Consider the following 18,306-nt stretch of genomic DNA (forward strand, 5'->3'; position numbering starts at 1 on the left):
TTTTTAGCGCCTATTTATTCAAAAAGGAATTTCAGAAATCTACCGTTGCCAAATCCGCTATTTAACTAACATCTTCACGCGCTGTTCTTACGCTTCAGCGTCTCGCTCGGCAGCTCTTTGAACAGCGCCCGATAACTGCTGGAAAACCGCCCCAGATGCCAGAACGACCAGTGCATCGCCACTTCGGCAACCGTGGTGTCTGTGGGCGCACGCTTGAGTAATTCGCGATGTGCGCTGTTCAGCCGGCGCAGGCGCAACCAATGGCTTGGCGTCATGCCGGTGAAGTCTTTGAACGCATGCTGCAATTGGCGCAGCGAAACGCCCGCGACCTGCGCCAGTTCCAGCAGATTGACCGTTTCTTCCGGTGAATCTGCGGCCCACTCCCCTACTCGCTTCATGATCGTCCGCTCTTCGCTACGGCGCTGCAAACCGCCACGATCCAGGTGCACGCGAGCGTTGTCGAGGATGAACAGGCAGTCTTCCAGTAATTGCTGAGTCAGAGCCTCTTTACTTGGCTGATCAAGGGTTTGCGATAACTTCGTGAGCGTCGAGCTTAACCAGCGACTGAACAAGGCGTTCTGTCCGCAGTTAAGCGGTGCCATGAACAATCCCTCGAGCCTCGCCACATCCAGACCGTGCTGACGGACGAATTCCGGGCCGAACACCACAGCGATTTCCTGGTAGTTCTCCGGGGTAATCCAGATGTTGCGACTGTCTTCATTGAGCAGATACAGCGCGTTATCGCTGCGATCGAAACAGAACGCCAAGGCACCCGATGGCGCGCTGAACGTCTGCTCGACACGGGTGTTCATCTGCTCTTCGTAAACCTGCACGCCCTGCAGATCCAGATAGCGAATCTGCCCGGCGAAATGCCCTGGCGACATCTGCTGGTAATGCTGGACCCAACCCGGCGTTGCGCGGATCTGTTCGGTGACATCAGCGGTATTGAAAGCCTGAACCTGTAGCGGATTACACGTTGTCATGGGAGACCTTGCGCACTCTTTTGGTGCGCTTTGGTGCTGCTTAAAGTGGATAGATGGAACTGCAAGGCACGCCCAAGATAGTCGTCAACGCGCCACAGGGGAAGGGGCGGAAGATGAAACCCGCCCTCCCCGGCGTCTATAAAACCAATAACGAGGTCTTTATGAATGCCCCTTTCGATCAGCTGTTCACGTGGCTGAAAGATCACAAGATTACCGAAGTTGAATGTGTGGTCAGCGACCTGACCGGCATCGCCCGCGGCAAGATCGCACCGACCAACAAGTTCCTGCATGAGCGAGGCATGCGCCTGCCGGAAAGTGTGCTGCTGCAAACGGTAACCGGGGATTTTGTCGACGACGACATCTACTACGACCTGCTCGACCCGGCCGACATCGACATGGTCTGCAAACCGGTGAGCGACGCCGTGTATGTGATTCCATGGGCGATCGAGCCGACCGCCATCGTCATCCACGACACCTTCGACAAGTTCGGCAACCCGATCGAACTGTCGCCGCGCAACGTGCTGAAGAAAGTCCTGCAGCTGTACACCGACAAGGGCTGGAAGCCGATCGTGGCGCCGGAAATGGAGTTCTACCTGACCCAGCGCTGCGAAGACCCGGATCTGCCACTCAAGGCGCCGCTGGGTCGTTCGGGCCGTGCCGAAAGCGGCCGTCAGTCCTTCTCCATCGACGCGGCCAACGAATTCGATCCACTGTTCGAAGACGTCTACGACTGGTGCGAACTGCAAGGCCTGGACCTCGACACACTGATTCACGAAGACGGTCCGGCGCAGATGGAAATCAACTTCCGTCACGGCGACGCACTGGATCTGGCCGATCAGATCACCGTGTTCAAGCGCACCCTGCGCGAAGCGGCGCTCAAGCACAACGTCACTGCCACGTTCATGGCCAAGCCAATTGGCGACGAACCCGGCAGCGCCATGCACCTGCATCAGAGTGTGGTCGACATCGAGACCGGCAAGCCGATCTTCGCCGATGCCGACGGCAAGATGAGCGAGCTGTTCCGCCATCACATCGGCGGGTTGCAGAAGTACATCCCGAAAGTGCTGCCGATGTTTGCGCCCAACGTGAACTCGTTCCGCCGCTTCCTGCCGGACACTTCGGCACCGGTCAACGTCGAGTGGGGCGAAGAGAACCGCACTGTCGGCCTGCGTGTGCCGACCTCCGGCCCAGAATCCATGCGCGTGGAAAACCGCCTGCCGGGCGCCGACGCCAACCCGTATCTGGCGATCGCCGCGAGCCTGCTGTGTGGCTACATCGGCATGGTCGAAGGCATAGAACCGAGCGCCGCCGTCGAAGGCCGCGCCTACGAACGCCGCAATCTGCGCCTGCCGATCACCATCGAAGACGCGCTGACACAAATGGAAGAGTGCACAACCGTTGCCGGGTACCTCGGCAGCAAGTTCGTGCGCGGCTACGTCGCGGTGAAACGCGCCGAGCATGAAAACTTCAAGCGCGTGATCAGTTCGTGGGAGCGCGAGTTTCTGCTGCTGAGCGTCTGACTCCAGCACAAATCCCCTTCCTCCATGGCATGGCTTTTTGTGGGAGGGGGCTTGCTCCCGAAAGCGGTGTATAAGCCAGCTGTAATGTTGGAGGTACCGGCCTCTTCGGGAGCAAGCCCCCTCCCACAAAGAGCAGGGGAACAATGATCCATCTGAAAATCCAGAACCACCCGAAAACTCCAATAATTCCAAGAGGTGTCGATATGCGTCTATTGAAATCCATGGTTCCCGCCGCACTGGCGCTGTTGTGCAGCACCGCAGCCCTGGCCCAGCCCCAGGTCTCCGTCTACAACTGGACCGACTACATCGGTGAAACCACCCTCGCCGACTTCCAGGCCAAGACCGGGATCAAGGTGATCTACGACGTTTTCGACTCCAACGAAACCCTGGAAGGCAAACTGCTTGCCGGCCGCACCGGCTACGACGTGGTCGTGCCGTCCAACCACTTTCTCGCCCGTCAGGTGAAGGCCGGCGCGTTCCTCAAACTGGATCGCGAGCAGTTGCCGAACTGGAAAAACCTCGACCCGAAACTGCTCGCGCTGCTTGAGAAGAACGACCCGCAAAACGCGCACTCGGTCCCCTACCTGTGGGGCACCAACGGCATCGGCTACAACGTCGACAAGGTCAAGCAAGTGCTCGGCATCGATCACATCGATTCCTGGGCGGTGCTGTTCGAACCGGAAAACATCAAGAAGCTGTCGCAGTGCGGCGTGTCGATGATGGACTCGGCCGACGAAGTGTTCCCGGCGATCCTCAACTACATGGGCATGGACCCACGCAGCGAGAACCCGGAAGACTTCAAGAAGGCTGAAGCCAAACTGCTGAGCATCCGTCCGTACATCACCTATTTCCATTCCTCGAAATATGTGTCCGATCTGGCCAACGGCGATATCTGCGTGGCGTTCGGTTACTCCGGTGACGTGTTTCAGGCCGCCAACCGCGCCAAGGAAGCCAAGAACGGCGTGAACATCGCCTACGCGATCCCGAAGGAAGGCGCCAACCTGTGGTTCGATCTGTTGGCGGTTCCAGCCGACGCCGCCAATCCCAAGGAAGCCCACGCCTTCATCAATTACCTGCTTGATCCGCAAGTGATCGCCAAGGTCAGCGCCTCGGTCGGTTACGCCAACCCGAACCCGCCGGCCAAGCAGTACATGGACGTGGCACTGGTGAGCAATCCAGAGGTTTACCCACCGCAGGAAGTCCTCGACAAACTGTATATTTCCACCACCCCGCCCCAGTCGATCATGCGTCTGATGACCCGTTCCTGGAGCAAAGTGAAGTCGAACAAATGAATCAGTACAGCAAAGAAAACGCCCGCTCCTATTACGCTGCTTCGGCCCGGGCAAGCACGCCCTGGCCGGTGCTTGACGGTGATCTCAGCGCCGATGTCTGCGTGATCGGCGGCGGGTTCACCGGGGTCAACACCGCAATTGAGCTGGCGCAACGCGGGCTGTCGGTGGTGTTGATCGAAGCCCGGCGCATCGGCTGGGGGGCCAGCGGACGCAACGGCGGTCAGTTGATTCGCGGCATCGGTCATGAGGTCGAGGGCTTTGCACGTTACGTGGGCAACGACGGCGTGCGCTATCTGCAACGTGCCGGGATCGACTCGGTGGACCTGGTGCGCCAGCGCATCACTGAAAACGATATCGAGTGCGACCTGCGCTGGGGCTTCTGCGAACTGGCCAACACCCCGGCGCAGTTCGCGGCGTTCAAGGACGAACAGGTCAGCCTCGACGAACTCGGCTATCAACACCAGACCCGCCTGGTTGGCCCCGAGCAGATCCGTCAGCAAGTGGTCAACGCCGACGGCTACGCGGGGGGGCTGATCGACATGGGCTCCGGCCATCTGCATCCACTGGATCTGGTGCAGGGCGAAGCGCGTCTGGCGGCGTCCCTCGGCGTACGCATTTTCGAGCAAAGCCCGGTGCTGCAGATCATCCACGGCGAAACCGTTGAGGTGCGCTGCGCCACTGGCAGCGTGCGCGCCGGCAGTCTGGTGCTCGGTTGCAATGCGCATCTGGATGAACTCGAACAGCAACTCAGTGGCAAGGTGTTGCCCGCCGGCAGTTACATCATCGCCACCGAGCCGCTATCCGAACAACGCGCGGCGCAGCTTATCCCGCACAACCTCGCGTTGTGCGACCAGAAAGTCGGACTCGATTACTACCGGCTCTCGGCGGATCGACGGTTGTTGTTCGGCGGGGCTTGCCACTATTCCGGCCGCGATCCGGCGGATATCGCCGCCTATATGCGCCCGAAGATGCTCAAGGTCTTCCCGCAACTGGCCGATGTGCGCATCGACTATCAATGGGGCGGCAAGATCGGCATCACCGCCAACCGCTTCCCGCAGGTCGGTCGGCTCAAGCAACAGCCGAACGTGTTCTACGCTCAGGGTTATTCCGGTCACGGTCTTAACGTCACGCACTGGTGCGCCAAGCTGCTGGGCGAAGCGATTCACGCCGGCCATAGTCAGGGCATGGACGTGTTCAGCGCCGTGCCGCACATGACCTTCCCCGGCGGCCCGGCCCTGCGTTCGCCACTGCTGGCACTGGGCATGTTCTGGTATCGCCTGCGTGAAATCCTCGGCTGAGCGCATCCACCACGTAACCATCTCCTCGCTTATTTGCTCTATCGCCAAGCACTTCTATATTGATGGAGTGCTTTTGCGTTCCTGACGCTCAGCATCCACAAAACCGAGGGGGACATGGATGAAGTCGTCAGCCGCCGATGAGCCACGAGCACCGGGCCAAGCGCCGATCAAGACGCGCCGTTTCAGCATTTCACTGGTGTGGATCGTGCCGATCGTGGCGGTGCTGGTCGGTATTTCGCTGGTGGTACACAACTTGCTGCAGGAAGGCCCGAGCATCGTCGTCAACTTCAAGACCGGCAGCGGTCTGACCGCCAACAAGACCGAGGTCAAGTACCGCAACGTGGTGATCGGTCAGGTGACCGACGTCGAGTTGAGCGCCGACCAGAAGAGCGTCGACGCCACGATCAAACTGTCCAAGCAGGCCGAAACCTTTACCCGCGAAGACTCGCACTTCTGGGTCGTGCGCCCACGCATCGGCGCCGGCGGCGTTTCGGGCATCGACACCCTGCTCTCCGGCGACTACATCGGCGCCGATATCGGCCAATCCGACAGCCGCGCCAAACACTTCAAGGGTCTGGAAAATCCACCGCCGATCACTTACGGCGAACCGGGCAAGCGCTTCATGCTGCACGCCCCGGATCTCGGCTCGCTGGACATCGGGTCGCCGGTTTACTACCGCAAGATTCCGGTCGGCCAGGTCGTCACCTACACCCTCAATCCCGAGGGCAAAGGTGTGGACATCGAGGTGTTCATCCATTCGCCGAACGACGCGTTCGTCACCGAAAATACCCGGTTCTGGAACGCCAGCGGCATCGACATCAATGTCGGCGCCAACGGCTTCGCAGTAAAGACCGAATCGCTGTCCACCATGCTGGTCGGCGGCATTGCCTTCCGTGCGCCGGATTACAGCCCCAACGACGTTGCTGCCACGGACGACAAAGACTTCGAGCTGTTCGCCGATCAGCAGACCGCCCTCGCCCCGCCCAACGGCAAGGCGCAATACATGGTGCTGCGTTTCGATCAGTCGCTGCGCGGGCTCAAGGTCGATGCACCGGTAGAGTTTCTCGGCATGGAGATCGGCCGGGTCGTCGGGATCAACCTGGACTTCGACGCGAAAAAACGCAGCTTCCCGCTTAACGTCGGCATCGTCATTTACCCGCAGCGCCTGGGGCAGGCCTACAAAAAGATGCTGACCGAATTCAAGCACGATCCCAACGACGAAGCCGCCGGTATTCGTCTGCTCGGTACCTTCGTCGATAACGGTCTGCGCGCTCAGGCCCGCAGTGGCAACCTGCTGACCGGGCAGCTGTACGTTGCACTGGACTTCTTCCCGAAAGCCGAGAAAGTCGCGTTTGACCCGACGGCCCGGCCGGTGGTCTTGCCCACCGTGCCCGGCAGCCTCGAACAGTTGCAGGAAAAACTCGAAGCCGTGGTCGACAAGCTCAACAAACTGCCGGTCGAACGGATTGCCGGCAACCTCGACAGCAACCTCGTGGAGCTGCGCAAAGGCCTGCAACAGTTCAACGCGAAAACCCTGCCGAGCGTGCAGACCACCCTGGCCGACGTCAGCAAGACCTTGCAGTCCGCCAGCTCGACCCTCGCCGAAGACTCACCGCAGCGCGAGAAACTCACCGAGACCCTTGATGAACTCGGACGCATGTCGCGTTCACTGCGTGAGCTGTCGGATTATCTCGGTCGCCATCCGGAATCGCTGATTCGCGGTCGCCCCGACAATGCCGCGCCGCTGGACCTGAAAGGACCGCCACGCAATTGAGCACAGGAGCTACCCCATGGCTTTACCGCTGAAGATCACCGTGCTCGCTGCGTTCATGCTGCTGGGTGCCTGCCGCAGCGAGCCGATCAACTTTCACACCCTGACCCCGGTGCAACTGCCGGCGTCCCGGGCCGGTGCGCAAATTCCCATCGAGGCGATCAGCGTGCCGCCACAGGTCGACCGCCCGCAAATCGTCATCCGTCAGGGCAACAATGGCCTGGCGATTCTGGAAACCCAATGGTGGGGGGCGAGTCTGGCAGATGAGTTGCGCAGCGCGTTGAGCGATCAACTGAGCAATACCGGCAGTCGCGGCAATGTTTCGGTGCGCATTGATGTGCAGCGTTTTGACTCGATTCCCGGACAATACGGGCTGATCGACGTCAAGTGGCGCCTGCGCCCGAGCGGTGCGGCGGACAATGCTCTGCTGACGTGTCATTCAACCTTGCAAACACCGTCCGGCCCGAGCATCGATGACCTGGTGGCCGCGCAACAGAACAACGTCAAACGCCTGGCTGCATTGATCAATCAAGCGGCGGGCAATTCACGCACCTGTCCATCGGCGTCCTGAGTCGCCGCCGGTAGCGTGACGGTGAAACGGCAGCCGTTGGGTTCGCGAGTCACCAACTGAACCTGCCAGTGCTGATGGCTGCAGATCCGCTGCACCAGCGACAACCCCAGGCCAAGCCCTTCACCGCGCTGTTCGTCACCACGCACGAATGGCTGAAACATCGCCTGGCGTTTCTCTTCCGGAATACCGATGCCGCTGTCCTCGACCACGAAACTGTCCTTGAGCAGAGTCAACCGGACAAAGCCCTGATCGGTGTAGTGCCAGGCATTGCGCAACAGATTGCCCATGACCGATTGCAAGAACGTCAGGTCATAACGCGTGGTGCCCGCCAGTTGCGGCTCGTAGATAAACTCCAGACCTTTTTCGCGAATCAGTCGCCCCCAGATGTCCACTTGGGCGTCAGCGATAGATTTGAGTGTGCAGGTGGATTCGGTGCCAAGCTCTTCCGGCTTGCGCGCCAGCATCAAAAAGGTTTCGACCAGTTGGCGCATTTCAGTGCTGGCCCGGGCAATGCGTTTGACCTGCTCAGTGGAACGCCGATCCAGCGAGGGGTTGACCAGCAACAGCTCGCAGGAGCTGGCGAGAATCATCAGCGGTGTGCGCAGTTCGTGGCTCACGTCACTGGTGAAGAGCTTTTCCCGGTTCAGGGTCTCGCGCAACCGGCCGAGTGTCTGGTCGAAAGACAGCGCCAACTCCCCTACTTCATCATCGGCGTAATCCGGATGCAGGGCCGGCGCCAACGCGATCAACTGATCGCGATGACGTACCTGCCCCGCCAGGCGAATCACCGGCGCCATGACCTGCCGCGCCAGCAGCCTGCCGAGCGCGACAGCCAACATGACGCTGAGGATGAACCCGACAATCACCACGACGAACAGCAGGTGCTCGCGTTGTTCGAAGCTTTCCTGATTGCGCAGCAGCACATATTTGCGGCCGCCTACTGCCTCGACCATGGCGTAGAAATCATCACCGTTGAAGGTGATCTCCTGAAACCCCAGGGGCAGTTTTGCCAGTTGCGGCGTCAGCGCCATGGGCCCCGGACCGTTCTCGAAAAAAAACAGTTCGCTCTTTTCCGGCTCATGGCGCCACTGGTTGATGTCGTCCATCGCCAGCAACCGGCGCAGTCCGCCGCTCAGGGCCGTCATGGTCAACTTGTGCTCCACGACATGCACCGTGGCCACAATGCCCATCGCGAAGACACCGGCTACCACCGCGCTCATCAAGGCGAACACAATCACGATCCGATTGGCGAGGCTTTGCTTGAGGTCCATCCGGTTCAATGACTCCAGTGCTGATGTCAGAGCTGCAAGGGGCGGCGCGACGACGTTGTCCAAAGCGCGCAGCTTCGCCTTGCCCGGCGCAGTTGTTAAGTGCTTCAAGCAAACAAAACGGCTATTTGAGTTTAGTTATCAAATAGCCGTTTCTGTTGATACCTGCGCCTCTCTCGCAAATTTTTCACATGTTCTTCACTGCGCCGCCACGACTCTGAACGTAGTGTTCAGCAGCCATTCAAGCAACCCGCCGTAAAGTAACTAACCTCCTGGAGCTTACGTTGCACTTTGCGTGTGGACTGAATGGAACTCGGGAATGACAAGGGGCAACGTCGTGGTTGAATTAGTACAAATACAATCAGCACCCAAGAGATCGTACCTCTCTCGTCCGCGGGCCTGGGTCGCCATCGCTGCCGGCGTGCTGGTGATCAGCCTGATTTGTGGCTTCGTCTGGCTGCAGCGTTCACCTGCCAACCTGCGTTATGTCAGCGCCGCTACCACCCAGCAATGGGTGAAAGCCTGGCAGGCTGGCGAGGTCGTCGCACTGGTGCGCCACGCCGAACGCTGTGACCGCTCGAGCAACATTTGCCTGGGGCCGGCAGACGGTATCACCCAGGCAGGCAGTGTCTCCGCAGCCTCCGTTGGCCGGGCCTTTACGCAATTGGGAATGCAGCAGACCCAAGTGTTCACCAGCCCCCTGACGCGCACTGCGCAAACGGCTCATGACATGTTCGGTCGCGACGCAGTGGCGGCAGAATGGCTGGAAACCTGTGGCCCGACGATGCGCGATGAGTTGGTGGCGCACAAGACCCCTGGGCAGAACATGATCCTCGTGACCCACAGCGGCTGCATCGCCGATTTCGAAAGACAAACCGGTTACCCGCGCGCGGTCGCCACTGAATATGGCGGCGCGGTTTTAGCCCGTGTAGATGCACAAGGAAAACTTGAAGTCATTGGCATCATGAACCCCGAAGGCTGGCAGCGATTGACCAAGTAACCAGCAAACTTAATCAAGCAACAAACAGCTCGGCCAATGCTCTGGCACAGGGTATTGGCGCCTATGAAATTGTAATAAGAAATGTTTTTTATTTTGAGCAACTGGACATATTTCATTTTAGAGCTTGTCTTCCCGAGGAGAACTTAAAGCTGGAAGCAGACCCGTTCTCTGAATACAGGACACGCCCTTCGGACGTGCTCGCTTCTGCATTCATTCAACCCAGTGCCGCGCCTGCAACGGAAATCGCCAGGCGCTTCACTGAAACGCACACTTTGTACTGCACCAAGGTCCAGTCATGACGTCTGAGAACAAACCGCTGCGCCATGCAGCGTTGAATTTGCCACACCTCCACCAGAGCACCCTGGTCGAGCGCTTTGCGATACCCGGTCTGGTGCTGGCATTCGTGGTCTTTTATCTGCTGCCACTGATGACCCACGGTCTGTGGATTCCCGATGAAACCCGTTATGGCCAGATCAGCCAGGAAATGCTGCTGAGCGGCAACTGGGTGGCGCCGCACTTCATGGGCATCCGCTACTTCGAAAAACCGATTGCCGGCTACTGGATGATCGCCATCGGCCAGGCCATTTTCGGTGAAAACCTGTTCGGCGTGCGCATCGCCTCGGCGCTCTGCACCGGCGTAAGCGTGTGGCTGGCCTACGTATTGGCCCGTCGCCTGTGGAACAACCCGCGAATCAGCGCAGCGTGCGCCCTCCTTTATATGAGCTTCGGCCTGATTGCAGGTCAGGCCGGCTATGCCAACCTCGATCCGCAGTTCACCCTGTGGGTCAACCTCAGCCTGGTGGCGATCTGGTTTGCCATCGACAGCACCACCCCGCGCGCGCGCCTGGGCGGCTGGGCGTTGTTGGGCCTCGCTTGTGGCATGGGCCTGATGACCAAAGGTTTCCTCGCCCTGATGCTGCCAGTGCTGATCGCCCTGCCCTATATGATCTGGCAACGACGCTTTGGCGAGCTGGTGCGTTATGGTCTGGTCGCCGTTGTGGTGGCCGCTCTGGTCAGCGTGCCTTGGGCACTGGCCGTGCATTACCGAGAACCGGATTTCTGGCGGTTCTTCTTCTGGCACGAACACATCCGCCGCTTTGCCGCCGGCGAAGACGCACAGCATGCACGGCCATGGTGGTTCTATCTGCCGCTGCTGTTTGCCGCCACCTTGCCATGGGCATTGCTGCTGCCTTCGACGCTGTTGCGCACCTGGCGCGAAAAGCGTGACCCGAAAATCGCCTTCCTGGCTCTGTGGTTCCTGCTGCCCCTGGCATTTTTCAGCGCGAGCAGCGGCAAACTGCCGACCTACATCATGCCGTGCCTGCTGCCATTGGCCCTGTTGATGGGCTACACCGTGATGAACTGGCTCGCTGACCAGAACGGCCGCGTCTTGCGTACCAACGGTGTGGTCAACGTGGTGCTGGCCGGCGCCGCGCTGGTGGCGCTGATTTATCTGCAAGCGACCCGTGAAATCTATGCAAACACCGAGATGTTCAGCCTGTCGCTGGCCTACATCGTATTGCTCGGCTGGATCATTGCCGGTTCGCTGCAAGCCTTGCGACCTCTGACGCTGTGGGCGATGCCGGCGCTGGGCATCGGCCTGCTTGTCGCGCTGCTGCCAGCTGCAATGCCGGCGACCATCGTCAACAGCAAGATGCCGGATCAGTTCATCGCCGAACATCAGCAGGAACTCAGCCAGACCAGCTCGTTGCTGAGCAACGACCTGGGCGCGGCTTCTGCGTTGTCATGGCGCTTGCGCCGCCCGCAAGTCGACCTGTTCAACACCGTTGGCGAGCTCAAGTACGGCCTCGATGACCCGGCCATGGCTTCACGCAAGGTCAGCCTGGAAGGTGTTGGCCAATGGATGACCGAAGCGCGGAAAAAAGGCTCGGTGGGCGTGGTGATGCGCGTCAACAGCACATCGGACGCGCAACAACTTGAGCTGCTGCCAATAGACGGCAAGCACTACCGCCGTGGCCAAATCGAAATCCTCATCTTCAGTCAGAGCCAGCCATGACCCTGACCAGGACGGAACGGAGGCAGTTGCTGCTTCTGCTGGCAGCGACTGCCCTGCTTTTACTGCTCGGCCTGGGCAGTCGTGAGCTGTGGGGGCCGGAGACCCGTTGGGCCAACATCGCGTTGCAGATGCTGCAAAGCGGCGACTATTTCGACCCCTATCTCAAGGGCAGCCCCTACTACGACAAACCGTTGCTGTCGTACTGGCTGATCACCGCCACCTCGTGGTTCACCGGCGGACTGGGGCATTGGTCGTTGCGCCTGTCATCGGTGATTTCCGCGTGGTTCAGCGTGTGGCTGGTGTACCTGATCGGCGAGCAACTGTTTCGCAAAGGCACCGGGTTGATCGCCGGTTGGATGCTGGCGACCACCTTCTATTTCGTGTTCTGGGCGCGCGTCGCCACCGCCGACATTCTCACCGTCTGCGGGGTGCTGGCGGCCGTCTGGTGGTACTGGCGCGGCCCGGATGACACGCGGTTCTGGCGCTACGTGGTGTTCTTCGGCCTGTTGTCGCTGACATCGCTGTTCAAAGGCCTGATCGGTTTCATCCTGCCCGGCCTGGTGCTGCTGCCGCACCTGCTCAGCGAACATCGCTGGAAACGTCACCTGAACCTGCGACTGCTGGGGGCTCTGCTGATCGCCGGGGCGTTCTACATGACGCCGTTCCTGTTGTCCCACCTCTACGGTGCGCCCAACTACGAACAGAGCGGCCTCGGCCTGGTGCTACGCGAAAACGTCGTGCGGTTTTTCCAGCCGTTCGATCAATTCGGGCCGATTTACACCTACTTGATCTACCTGCCGGTCTACACCCTGCCGTGGGCACCGTGCTGGTTGATCGCCTTGTGGGTGGCCGCGCGCAACTGGAAGCACATCGAACCGGACACCCGCTGGCTGATTCAAGGGCTCGCGTTGCTGATGCTGTTCTTCACCGCGTGTGGCAGTCGCCGCAGCTATTACGTCCTGCCGTTGGTGCCCTTCGCGCAACTGCTGGGTGCCTGGTGGGTGACCCGGCGCATGGCCGCTCGCAACAGCGCAGGTCGTGGGCTGAAGATCGGCTTCGCTGTCACCACGGTGTTGCTCGCCGCGATCCTGGGGGTGCTTTACCCGTGGACCAACAGCGGCGGCGGTGTCATCCGCTTCGGCGAGCAGGTTCGCGAACAGGCCAGTCAGCAGGCACCGTTGAATCAATGGCGCATGGTCATGATCGAGGTCGACAACAAAGTGCCGATGTACCTGCAAACCGGTGGTGCACCGTTCTACTACGTGCCGGAAACGATCCAGGACTTCCCGCACTATGGCGACACCGCGACGCTGATCGCCTGGCTGGAAAGAACCAGCGGGGAACATTGGGATCCGCAACGCACGATTTTCGTGGCGCAATACCGTTCCGGTGACGCCGTACCACTGGATGCGCTGAAGGCTGATCACCAGGTCATTACCACCACGCCCACCCGTGGCGAGCAGCTATTCCACGGGCGTGAAGACCAGAGCGTCGCCTACATCCCCCACTCCTGAGCAATGACGTTAAGACAAAAGTGGAGAGTCGCGGTAAATTTGAATGGCAATGACAAGTATTAACGGCTTCTTTGACGTTTTTTTCTCATTTGCCACCCTACATTGCCGCGACTCGACACTTGCAAATCGTTCGCATTGTTTCCTGCGAGGGTTTGCTCATAACGTCTAAAAACAGGAGCTGCCCGAATGAATCCACGCCTTCCATCCTTCTTCAAGCGCGCATTGCTGGCCAGCGCATTGCTCGGCACCGGGCACGCGTTTGCCGCCGACTCGGTGGGTCTGGTGGTTTACAACGCGCAGCATGAAACGCTGACCAAGGCCTGGGTGGCCGGTTTCACCGAGGAAACCGGGATCCCGGTGACCATTCGCAACGGCGATGACACCGAGATGGGCAACCAGCTCGTGCAGGAAGGCGCCGCCTCGCCGGCAGATGTATTCCTCACTGAGAACTCCCCGGCGATGGTGCTGGTGGACAATGCCAAACTGTTCGCCCCACTGGCGCCCGCGACCCTAGAGCAAGTTGATTCCGCTTACCGCCCGGCCCACGGCAATTGGGTCGGCATCGCTGCCCGTTCCACCGTGTTCGTCTACAACCCGAGCAAGTTGACTGAAAAAGACCTGCCCAAATCCCTGCTCGACCTCGCCACCCCGGCATGGAAAGGCCGTTGGGCCGCCTCCCCGGCTGGCGCCGACTTCCAGGCGATTGTCGCCGCCGTCCTGCAACAGAAAGGCGAAGCCGCCACGCTGGAATGGCTCAAGGGCATGAAAACCAATGCAACCATCTATCGCGGCAACAGCGCGGTGCTCAAAGCGGTGAACGCCGGGCAGATCGACAGCGGCGTGATCTATCACTATTACAGCTTCGTCGATCAGTCGAAGACCGGCGAAAACAGCAACAACACTCGCCTGTACTACTTCAAGCATCAGGATCCGGGCGCGTTCGTCAGCACCTCCGGCGCCGGCGTCCTGGCATCGAGCAAACATCAGGAGCAGGCGCAGGCGTTCGTCAAATACATCACCAGCAAGGAAGGTCAGGAAGTTCTCGAAACCGGCACCTCCTTCGAATACGCCGTGGGCAAAGACGCGCCGTCCAATCCGAAGCTGACCCCGCTGAAAACCCTCGATGCGCCGAAAGTCGATGCTTCGACCCTCGACAGCAAAAAAGCCGTCGAGCTGATGACCCAGGCCGGATTGCTCTAAGTGATGCCCGAAACCTTGCCTGCACCGGCCGTTGCGACGGCCCCCGCCAGCCTCCTTCACCCGCCCCGCGCGCTGGCCGGGCGTGGCAGCTCGTGGGTGGTGAGCTCGGCGGTGCTGGTGTCATTGCTGTCACTGCTGCCGATTGCGTTCGTGATCGGCGTGTCGTGGTACACCGGTTGGGCAACCATCGAAGCCATGATATTTCGCCCACGGGTCGGCGAATTGCTGATCAACACCGTGCTGCTGGTGCTGATCACCCTGCCACTGTGCATCGTGCTCGGGACAACCCTGGCCTGGCTGACCGAACGCAGCAACCTGCCCGGCCGACGCTTGTGGTCAGTGCTGGCGGTCGCACCGTTGGCCGTGCCGGCGTTCGTCCACAGTTACGCGTGGGTCAGCCTGATTCCATCGATCCACGGTCTGCCGGCCGGTGTGCTGGTGTCGGTGATCGCGTATTTCCCGTTTCTGTATTTGCCGATTGCCGCGACCTTGCGTCGTCTCGATCCGGCAATTGAAGACGTCGCTCAATCTCTGGGGCTCAAGCCTTGGGCGGTGTTCTTTCGGGTGGTGTTGCCGCAATTGCGCCTGGCAATCTGCGGAGGAGCCTTGTTGGTCGGTCTGCATTTGCTGGCCGAGTATGGCTTGTACGCGATGATCCGTTTCGACACCTTCACCACGGCGATCTTCGATCAGTTCAAATCGACCTTTAACGGCCCGGCCGCCAACATGCTCGCCGGGGTTCTGGCGCTGTGCTGTCTGGCGATGCTCACGGCTGAATCCGCCGCCCGTGGCCAGGCGCGTTATGCGCGAGTCGGGTCCGGCAGCGCCCGGGATCAGCGCAGCGTACAACTGGGGCGCGGCGCGACATCTTTGGCGTTACTCCTGCAAACGCTGACCTGCCTGCTGGCGCTCGGTGTGCCGTTGCTCACGCTGGGCCGCTGGCTGGTGGCCGGTGGTGTGCAGGTCTGGCAAGGCGACGAGTTAATGCCGGCCTTACTGCAGACCTTGTCCTACGGAGTGGCCGGCGCGTTACTGACCAGCGTCGCGGCGATTCCCATTGCATGGCTGTCGATCCGCTCTCCCGGCAAACTGCAGCGCTTGCTGGAAGGCTGCAATTACATCACCAGTTCGCTACCCGGCATTGTCGTTGCGTTGGCGTTGGTCACCGTGACCATTCATTTCGCCCGGCCGATCTACCAGACCACCATCACCGTGCTCTTGGCCTATCTGCTGATGTTCCTGCCGCGGGCGCTGGTCAGTCTGCGCGCCGGTTTCGCTCAAGCCCCGGTCGAACTGGAAAACATCGCGCAAAGCCTTGGCCGCTCGCCGTTGCGCGCATTGTGGCTGATCACCGTGCGCCTGGCGGCTCCCGGCGCGGCGGCAGGTGCAGCCCTGGTATTTCTGGCAATCACCAATGAACTGACCGCGACCCTGCTGCTCGCGCCCAACGGCACGCGCACCCTCGCCACTGGCTTCTGGGCGATGACCAGCGAAATCGATTACGCCGCCGCAGCGCCCTACGCGCTCTTGATGATCCTGCTTTCCCTGCCGCTGACGGCCATTCTCTATCACCAATCCAGGCGTACCGCTGGCCGATGAACGCTCTCGAACTGCTCAACCTCAGTAAAACCTTCGGCGCACAAAAGGCGCTTGATGACGTCAGCCTCAACGTGCCGACCGGCAGCCGCACGGTGATCGTCGGCCCCTCCGGTTCCGGCAAGACCTCGCTGTTGCGGATGATCGCCGGGTTCGAGTTTCCCGACAGCGGCAGCCTCACGCTCAACGGCCATACGCTGGTCGACCGCAGTCACGCGGTGCCGGCCTATCAACGGCAGATCGGCTACGTCCCGCAGGACGGCGCGTTGTTCCCGCACATGACGGTGGCGGCGAATATCGGTTTCGGCCTGGCCCTGACCGGCGCCGCGCGCCAGCAACGCATTCTGCAATTGATGGACAGCGTGGCGCTGGACGCAAACATGGCCAACCGTTGGCCGCACGAATTGTCCGGTGGTCAGCAACAGCGCGTATCCCTGGCCCGGGCACTGGCGCAACAACCACGGCTGATGCTGCTCGACGAGCCGTTCTCTGCCCTCGACACCGGTTTGCGCAGTGCCATGCGCAAAATGGTCGCGCGCCTGCTAGAGGACGCCGGCGTCACCACCATTCTGGTGACCCACGATCAGAGCGAAGCGTTGTCGTTTGCCGATCAATTGGCGGTGATGCGCAGCGGCCGGCTGGTGCAGTCCGGGCATCCGATGGATCTCTACCGCTTTCCGAATGATGAGCAGACTGCGCACTTTCTCGGCGAAGCAGTGGTCCTGCCCGCGCGGATCGAGGCAGGTTGGGCGCATTGCGATCTGGGTCAGGTGGCGGTGAACAGCAACGGCTTCAACGGCGCCGCGCAGATCATGCTGCGCCCCGAACAATTGCAGATCGCCGAAGTGGCGTCTGACAGTCAAGGCTGCCATGCGCTGGTCACCGACCGCGATTTCGCCGGCAATACCTGCACCTTGACAGTCGAACTGAGCTCGTCCGCGACTCAGGATCCGGCCCGTTCGATTCTGGTGCGCAGCTCCGGCATGCACGCGCCGCCCGCCGGCAGCGCGGTGCACCTGTCAGTGCTCGGTGCGGCGCATGTGTTTGGCCTGAACTGATCAGAGATCGAAGCGATCCACCGCCCGCCGCCGCTCGTTGTCATCGCGCACATCGTAGTTGGCGGTGGTCTGGATGTTGCTGTGATGCGCCAGTTTCTGCGCGATCGACAGGTCGTGCTCCTCGATCACCCGGGTGATGAACGAGCGACGGAAATCGTGGGGCATGATCTTCACCCCGACCTGCGTCCCGCGCTGACGGGCGATGTAATAGATCGCGTGCTTGGTGATGCGCTCGCGGGTGATGTGGCTGCCACGGCGAATGCGGTTGAACAGGAACGCATCGTCGCTCTCGCCTTCCTTGAGCTGTGAACGGCGCAGTTCGAGCCAGGCATTGAGCTTGCTGAACGCCCACGCCGGTGCGTATTTGATCAACTGCTTGTTGCCCTTGGCGGTGACGCACAGGCTGCGCTCGCTGAAGTCGACCTGATCCAGGTCCAGATCCACCGATTCCGACTTGCGCATGCCAGTCCCGTACAGCAACGCGATGATTGCCGCATCACGCAGGCCCTGCGGGCGCGGATCGGCGGCGCAGACTTCCATCAATTCGTGAATCAGCGTGCGCTTGAGATTGCGCCCCTGAGACAGCCGCGTGCCGGCGATGCCCTTGACCGAGCGCATTTTCAACAGATGTTCCTGGCTGATCAGGCTCATGCGCCAGGCCTCATTCATGACCCCGCGCACGGCATTCACATACAACGAAGAAGTGTTGGGTGCGTAGTTGTCGGCGCGCAGTGCTGCCACCAGTGCGACAACATCTTCGGGTTGCAAGGCATGCCAGGGAATCTCTTCGACATTCATGTCTTCAAATCCCAGGCGATCGGCTGCATCTTGCAGCACGTAGCGCATGGTGAGCTGGCTGGAAGGCGCCAAACGCGCGAGGTACAGGCTCATCGGGTTGGGCTTTGGAACGATCGGGGTTGCAGCAACTAAATCAATCAAACGATAAACCTTGAGTAAAAAACGTACAGCACTACAACAACTAACAAATGCAATGTACTTGAAGTAAAGAAGGTACTAGGGCCGCACTGTCCGACAAAAAACTGCGATGGACGGTAGAAGCCTGAACAGCGGCTGTATAAGTGACAGATAAACGATTCGCCAACCGGTTTTTCATGTTCCTTTCACAAAAACCGGCATAACCTTAATTCCCATCGGTTCGGTAGTGGCTTTGCCCAACCTGCCGGGCAAATCGTGAAAAGTCAATCGATCCCGACGTCA

14 protein-coding genes are annotated in these 18,306 nt (G+C 60.2%); 11 read left to right on the top strand and 3 right to left on the bottom strand.

Translation table 11 applies throughout. The annotated features are described in order from the left end of the window. Positions 1-74 precede the first annotated feature (74 nt). Entirely contained in the window at positions 75-983 is a 909-nt protein-coding gene (locus JFU48_RS22460; protein ID WP_201137709.1) for a helix-turn-helix domain-containing protein, read from the bottom strand. A 161-nt stretch (positions 984-1,144) separates the two neighbouring features. Between JFU48_RS22460 and JFU48_RS22465 the strand changes: the two genes are divergently transcribed. From JFU48_RS22465 to JFU48_RS22485, 5 genes are all read left to right on the top strand, one after another. Continuing rightward, positions 1,145-2,503 (top strand): glutamine synthetase family protein, encoded by a 1,359-nt coding sequence (locus JFU48_RS22465; protein WP_201137710.1) that lies wholly within the window; start codon positions 1,145-1,147, stop codon positions 2,501-2,503. 203 nt (positions 2,504-2,706) lie between these two features. After that, positions 2,707-3,795, top strand: a complete 1,089-nt coding sequence (locus JFU48_RS22470; RefSeq protein WP_003224753.1) for a polyamine ABC transporter substrate-binding protein — start codon at positions 2,707-2,709, stop codon at positions 3,793-3,795. Next, positions 3,792-5,093: an NAD(P)/FAD-dependent oxidoreductase gene (locus tag JFU48_RS22475; RefSeq protein ID WP_201137711.1), complete on the top strand. Its 1,302-nt coding sequence runs from the start codon at positions 3,792-3,794 to the stop codon at positions 5,091-5,093. The genes JFU48_RS22470 and JFU48_RS22475 overlap by 4 nt, the downstream gene beginning before the upstream one ends. Before the next feature lie 118 nt (positions 5,094-5,211). Then, positions 5,212-6,867, top strand: a complete 1,656-nt coding sequence (locus JFU48_RS22480; RefSeq protein WP_103519795.1) for a PqiB family protein — start codon at positions 5,212-5,214, stop codon at positions 6,865-6,867. A gap of 16 nt (positions 6,868-6,883) precedes the next feature. Further along, a complete protein-coding gene (locus tag JFU48_RS22485) occupies positions 6,884-7,435 on the top strand; it encodes a PqiC family protein (RefSeq protein ID WP_103483393.1) in 552 nt (183 codons plus the stop codon). On the opposite strand, the gene JFU48_RS22490 is transcribed toward JFU48_RS22485, so the two are convergent. Beyond that, positions 7,393-8,706, bottom strand: a complete 1,314-nt coding sequence (locus JFU48_RS22490) for a sensor histidine kinase (protein ID WP_201137712.1) — start codon at positions 8,704-8,706, stop codon at positions 7,393-7,395. The genes JFU48_RS22485 and JFU48_RS22490 overlap by 43 nt on opposite strands. 316 nt (positions 8,707-9,022) lie before the next feature. Between JFU48_RS22490 and pmrG the strand changes: the two genes are divergently transcribed. The 6 genes from pmrG to JFU48_RS22520 all read left to right on the top strand — a co-directional run bounded on the left by pmrG (position 9,023) and on the right by JFU48_RS22520 (position 17,088). Beyond that, the gene (pmrG, locus tag JFU48_RS22495) at positions 9,023-9,703 is read left to right on the top strand and encodes a lipopolysaccharide core heptose(II)-phosphate phosphatase PmrG (protein WP_201137713.1); all 681 of its coding nucleotides are present in this window, start codon (positions 9,023-9,025) and stop codon (positions 9,701-9,703) included. A gap of 295 nt (positions 9,704-9,998) precedes the next feature. Continuing rightward, positions 9,999-11,720, top strand: a complete 1,722-nt coding sequence (gene arnT, locus JFU48_RS22500) for a lipid IV(A) 4-amino-4-deoxy-L-arabinosyltransferase (protein WP_201137714.1) — start codon at positions 9,999-10,001, stop codon at positions 11,718-11,720. Continuing rightward, positions 11,717-13,234 (top strand): ArnT family glycosyltransferase, encoded by a 1,518-nt coding sequence (locus JFU48_RS22505; protein WP_201137715.1) that lies wholly within the window; start codon positions 11,717-11,719, stop codon positions 13,232-13,234. The genes arnT and JFU48_RS22505 overlap by 4 nt, the downstream gene beginning before the upstream one ends. A gap of 186 nt (positions 13,235-13,420) precedes the next feature. Beyond that, positions 13,421-14,434 carry an iron ABC transporter substrate-binding protein gene (locus JFU48_RS22510; protein WP_201137716.1) on the top strand — a complete coding sequence of 338 codons (1,014 nt, stop codon included), beginning with the start codon at positions 13,421-13,423 and terminating at the stop codon, positions 14,432-14,434. A 3-nt stretch (positions 14,435-14,437) separates the two neighbouring features. After that, positions 14,438-16,033 (top strand): ABC transporter permease, encoded by a 1,596-nt coding sequence (locus tag JFU48_RS22515; RefSeq protein ID WP_103519813.1) that lies wholly within the window; start codon positions 14,438-14,440, stop codon positions 16,031-16,033. Beyond that, positions 16,030-17,088 (top strand): ABC transporter ATP-binding protein, encoded by a 1,059-nt coding sequence (locus JFU48_RS22520; protein ID WP_201137717.1) that lies wholly within the window; start codon positions 16,030-16,032, stop codon positions 17,086-17,088. The genes JFU48_RS22515 and JFU48_RS22520 overlap by 4 nt, the downstream gene beginning before the upstream one ends. Here the strand turns inward: JFU48_RS22520 and JFU48_RS22525 are convergent, their stop codons facing one another. After that, complete coding sequence (locus JFU48_RS22525) at positions 17,089-17,979, bottom strand: site-specific integrase (protein WP_201138517.1); 891 nt, start codon at positions 17,977-17,979, stop codon at positions 17,089-17,091. It abuts the gene before it with no gap. Positions 17,980-18,306: the final 327 nt, after the last annotated feature.

This window comes from Pseudomonas sp. TH49 (genome assembly GCF_016650625.1).
Classification (GTDB): domain Bacteria; phylum Pseudomonadota; class Gammaproteobacteria; order Pseudomonadales; family Pseudomonadaceae; genus Aquipseudomonas; species Aquipseudomonas fluorescens_H.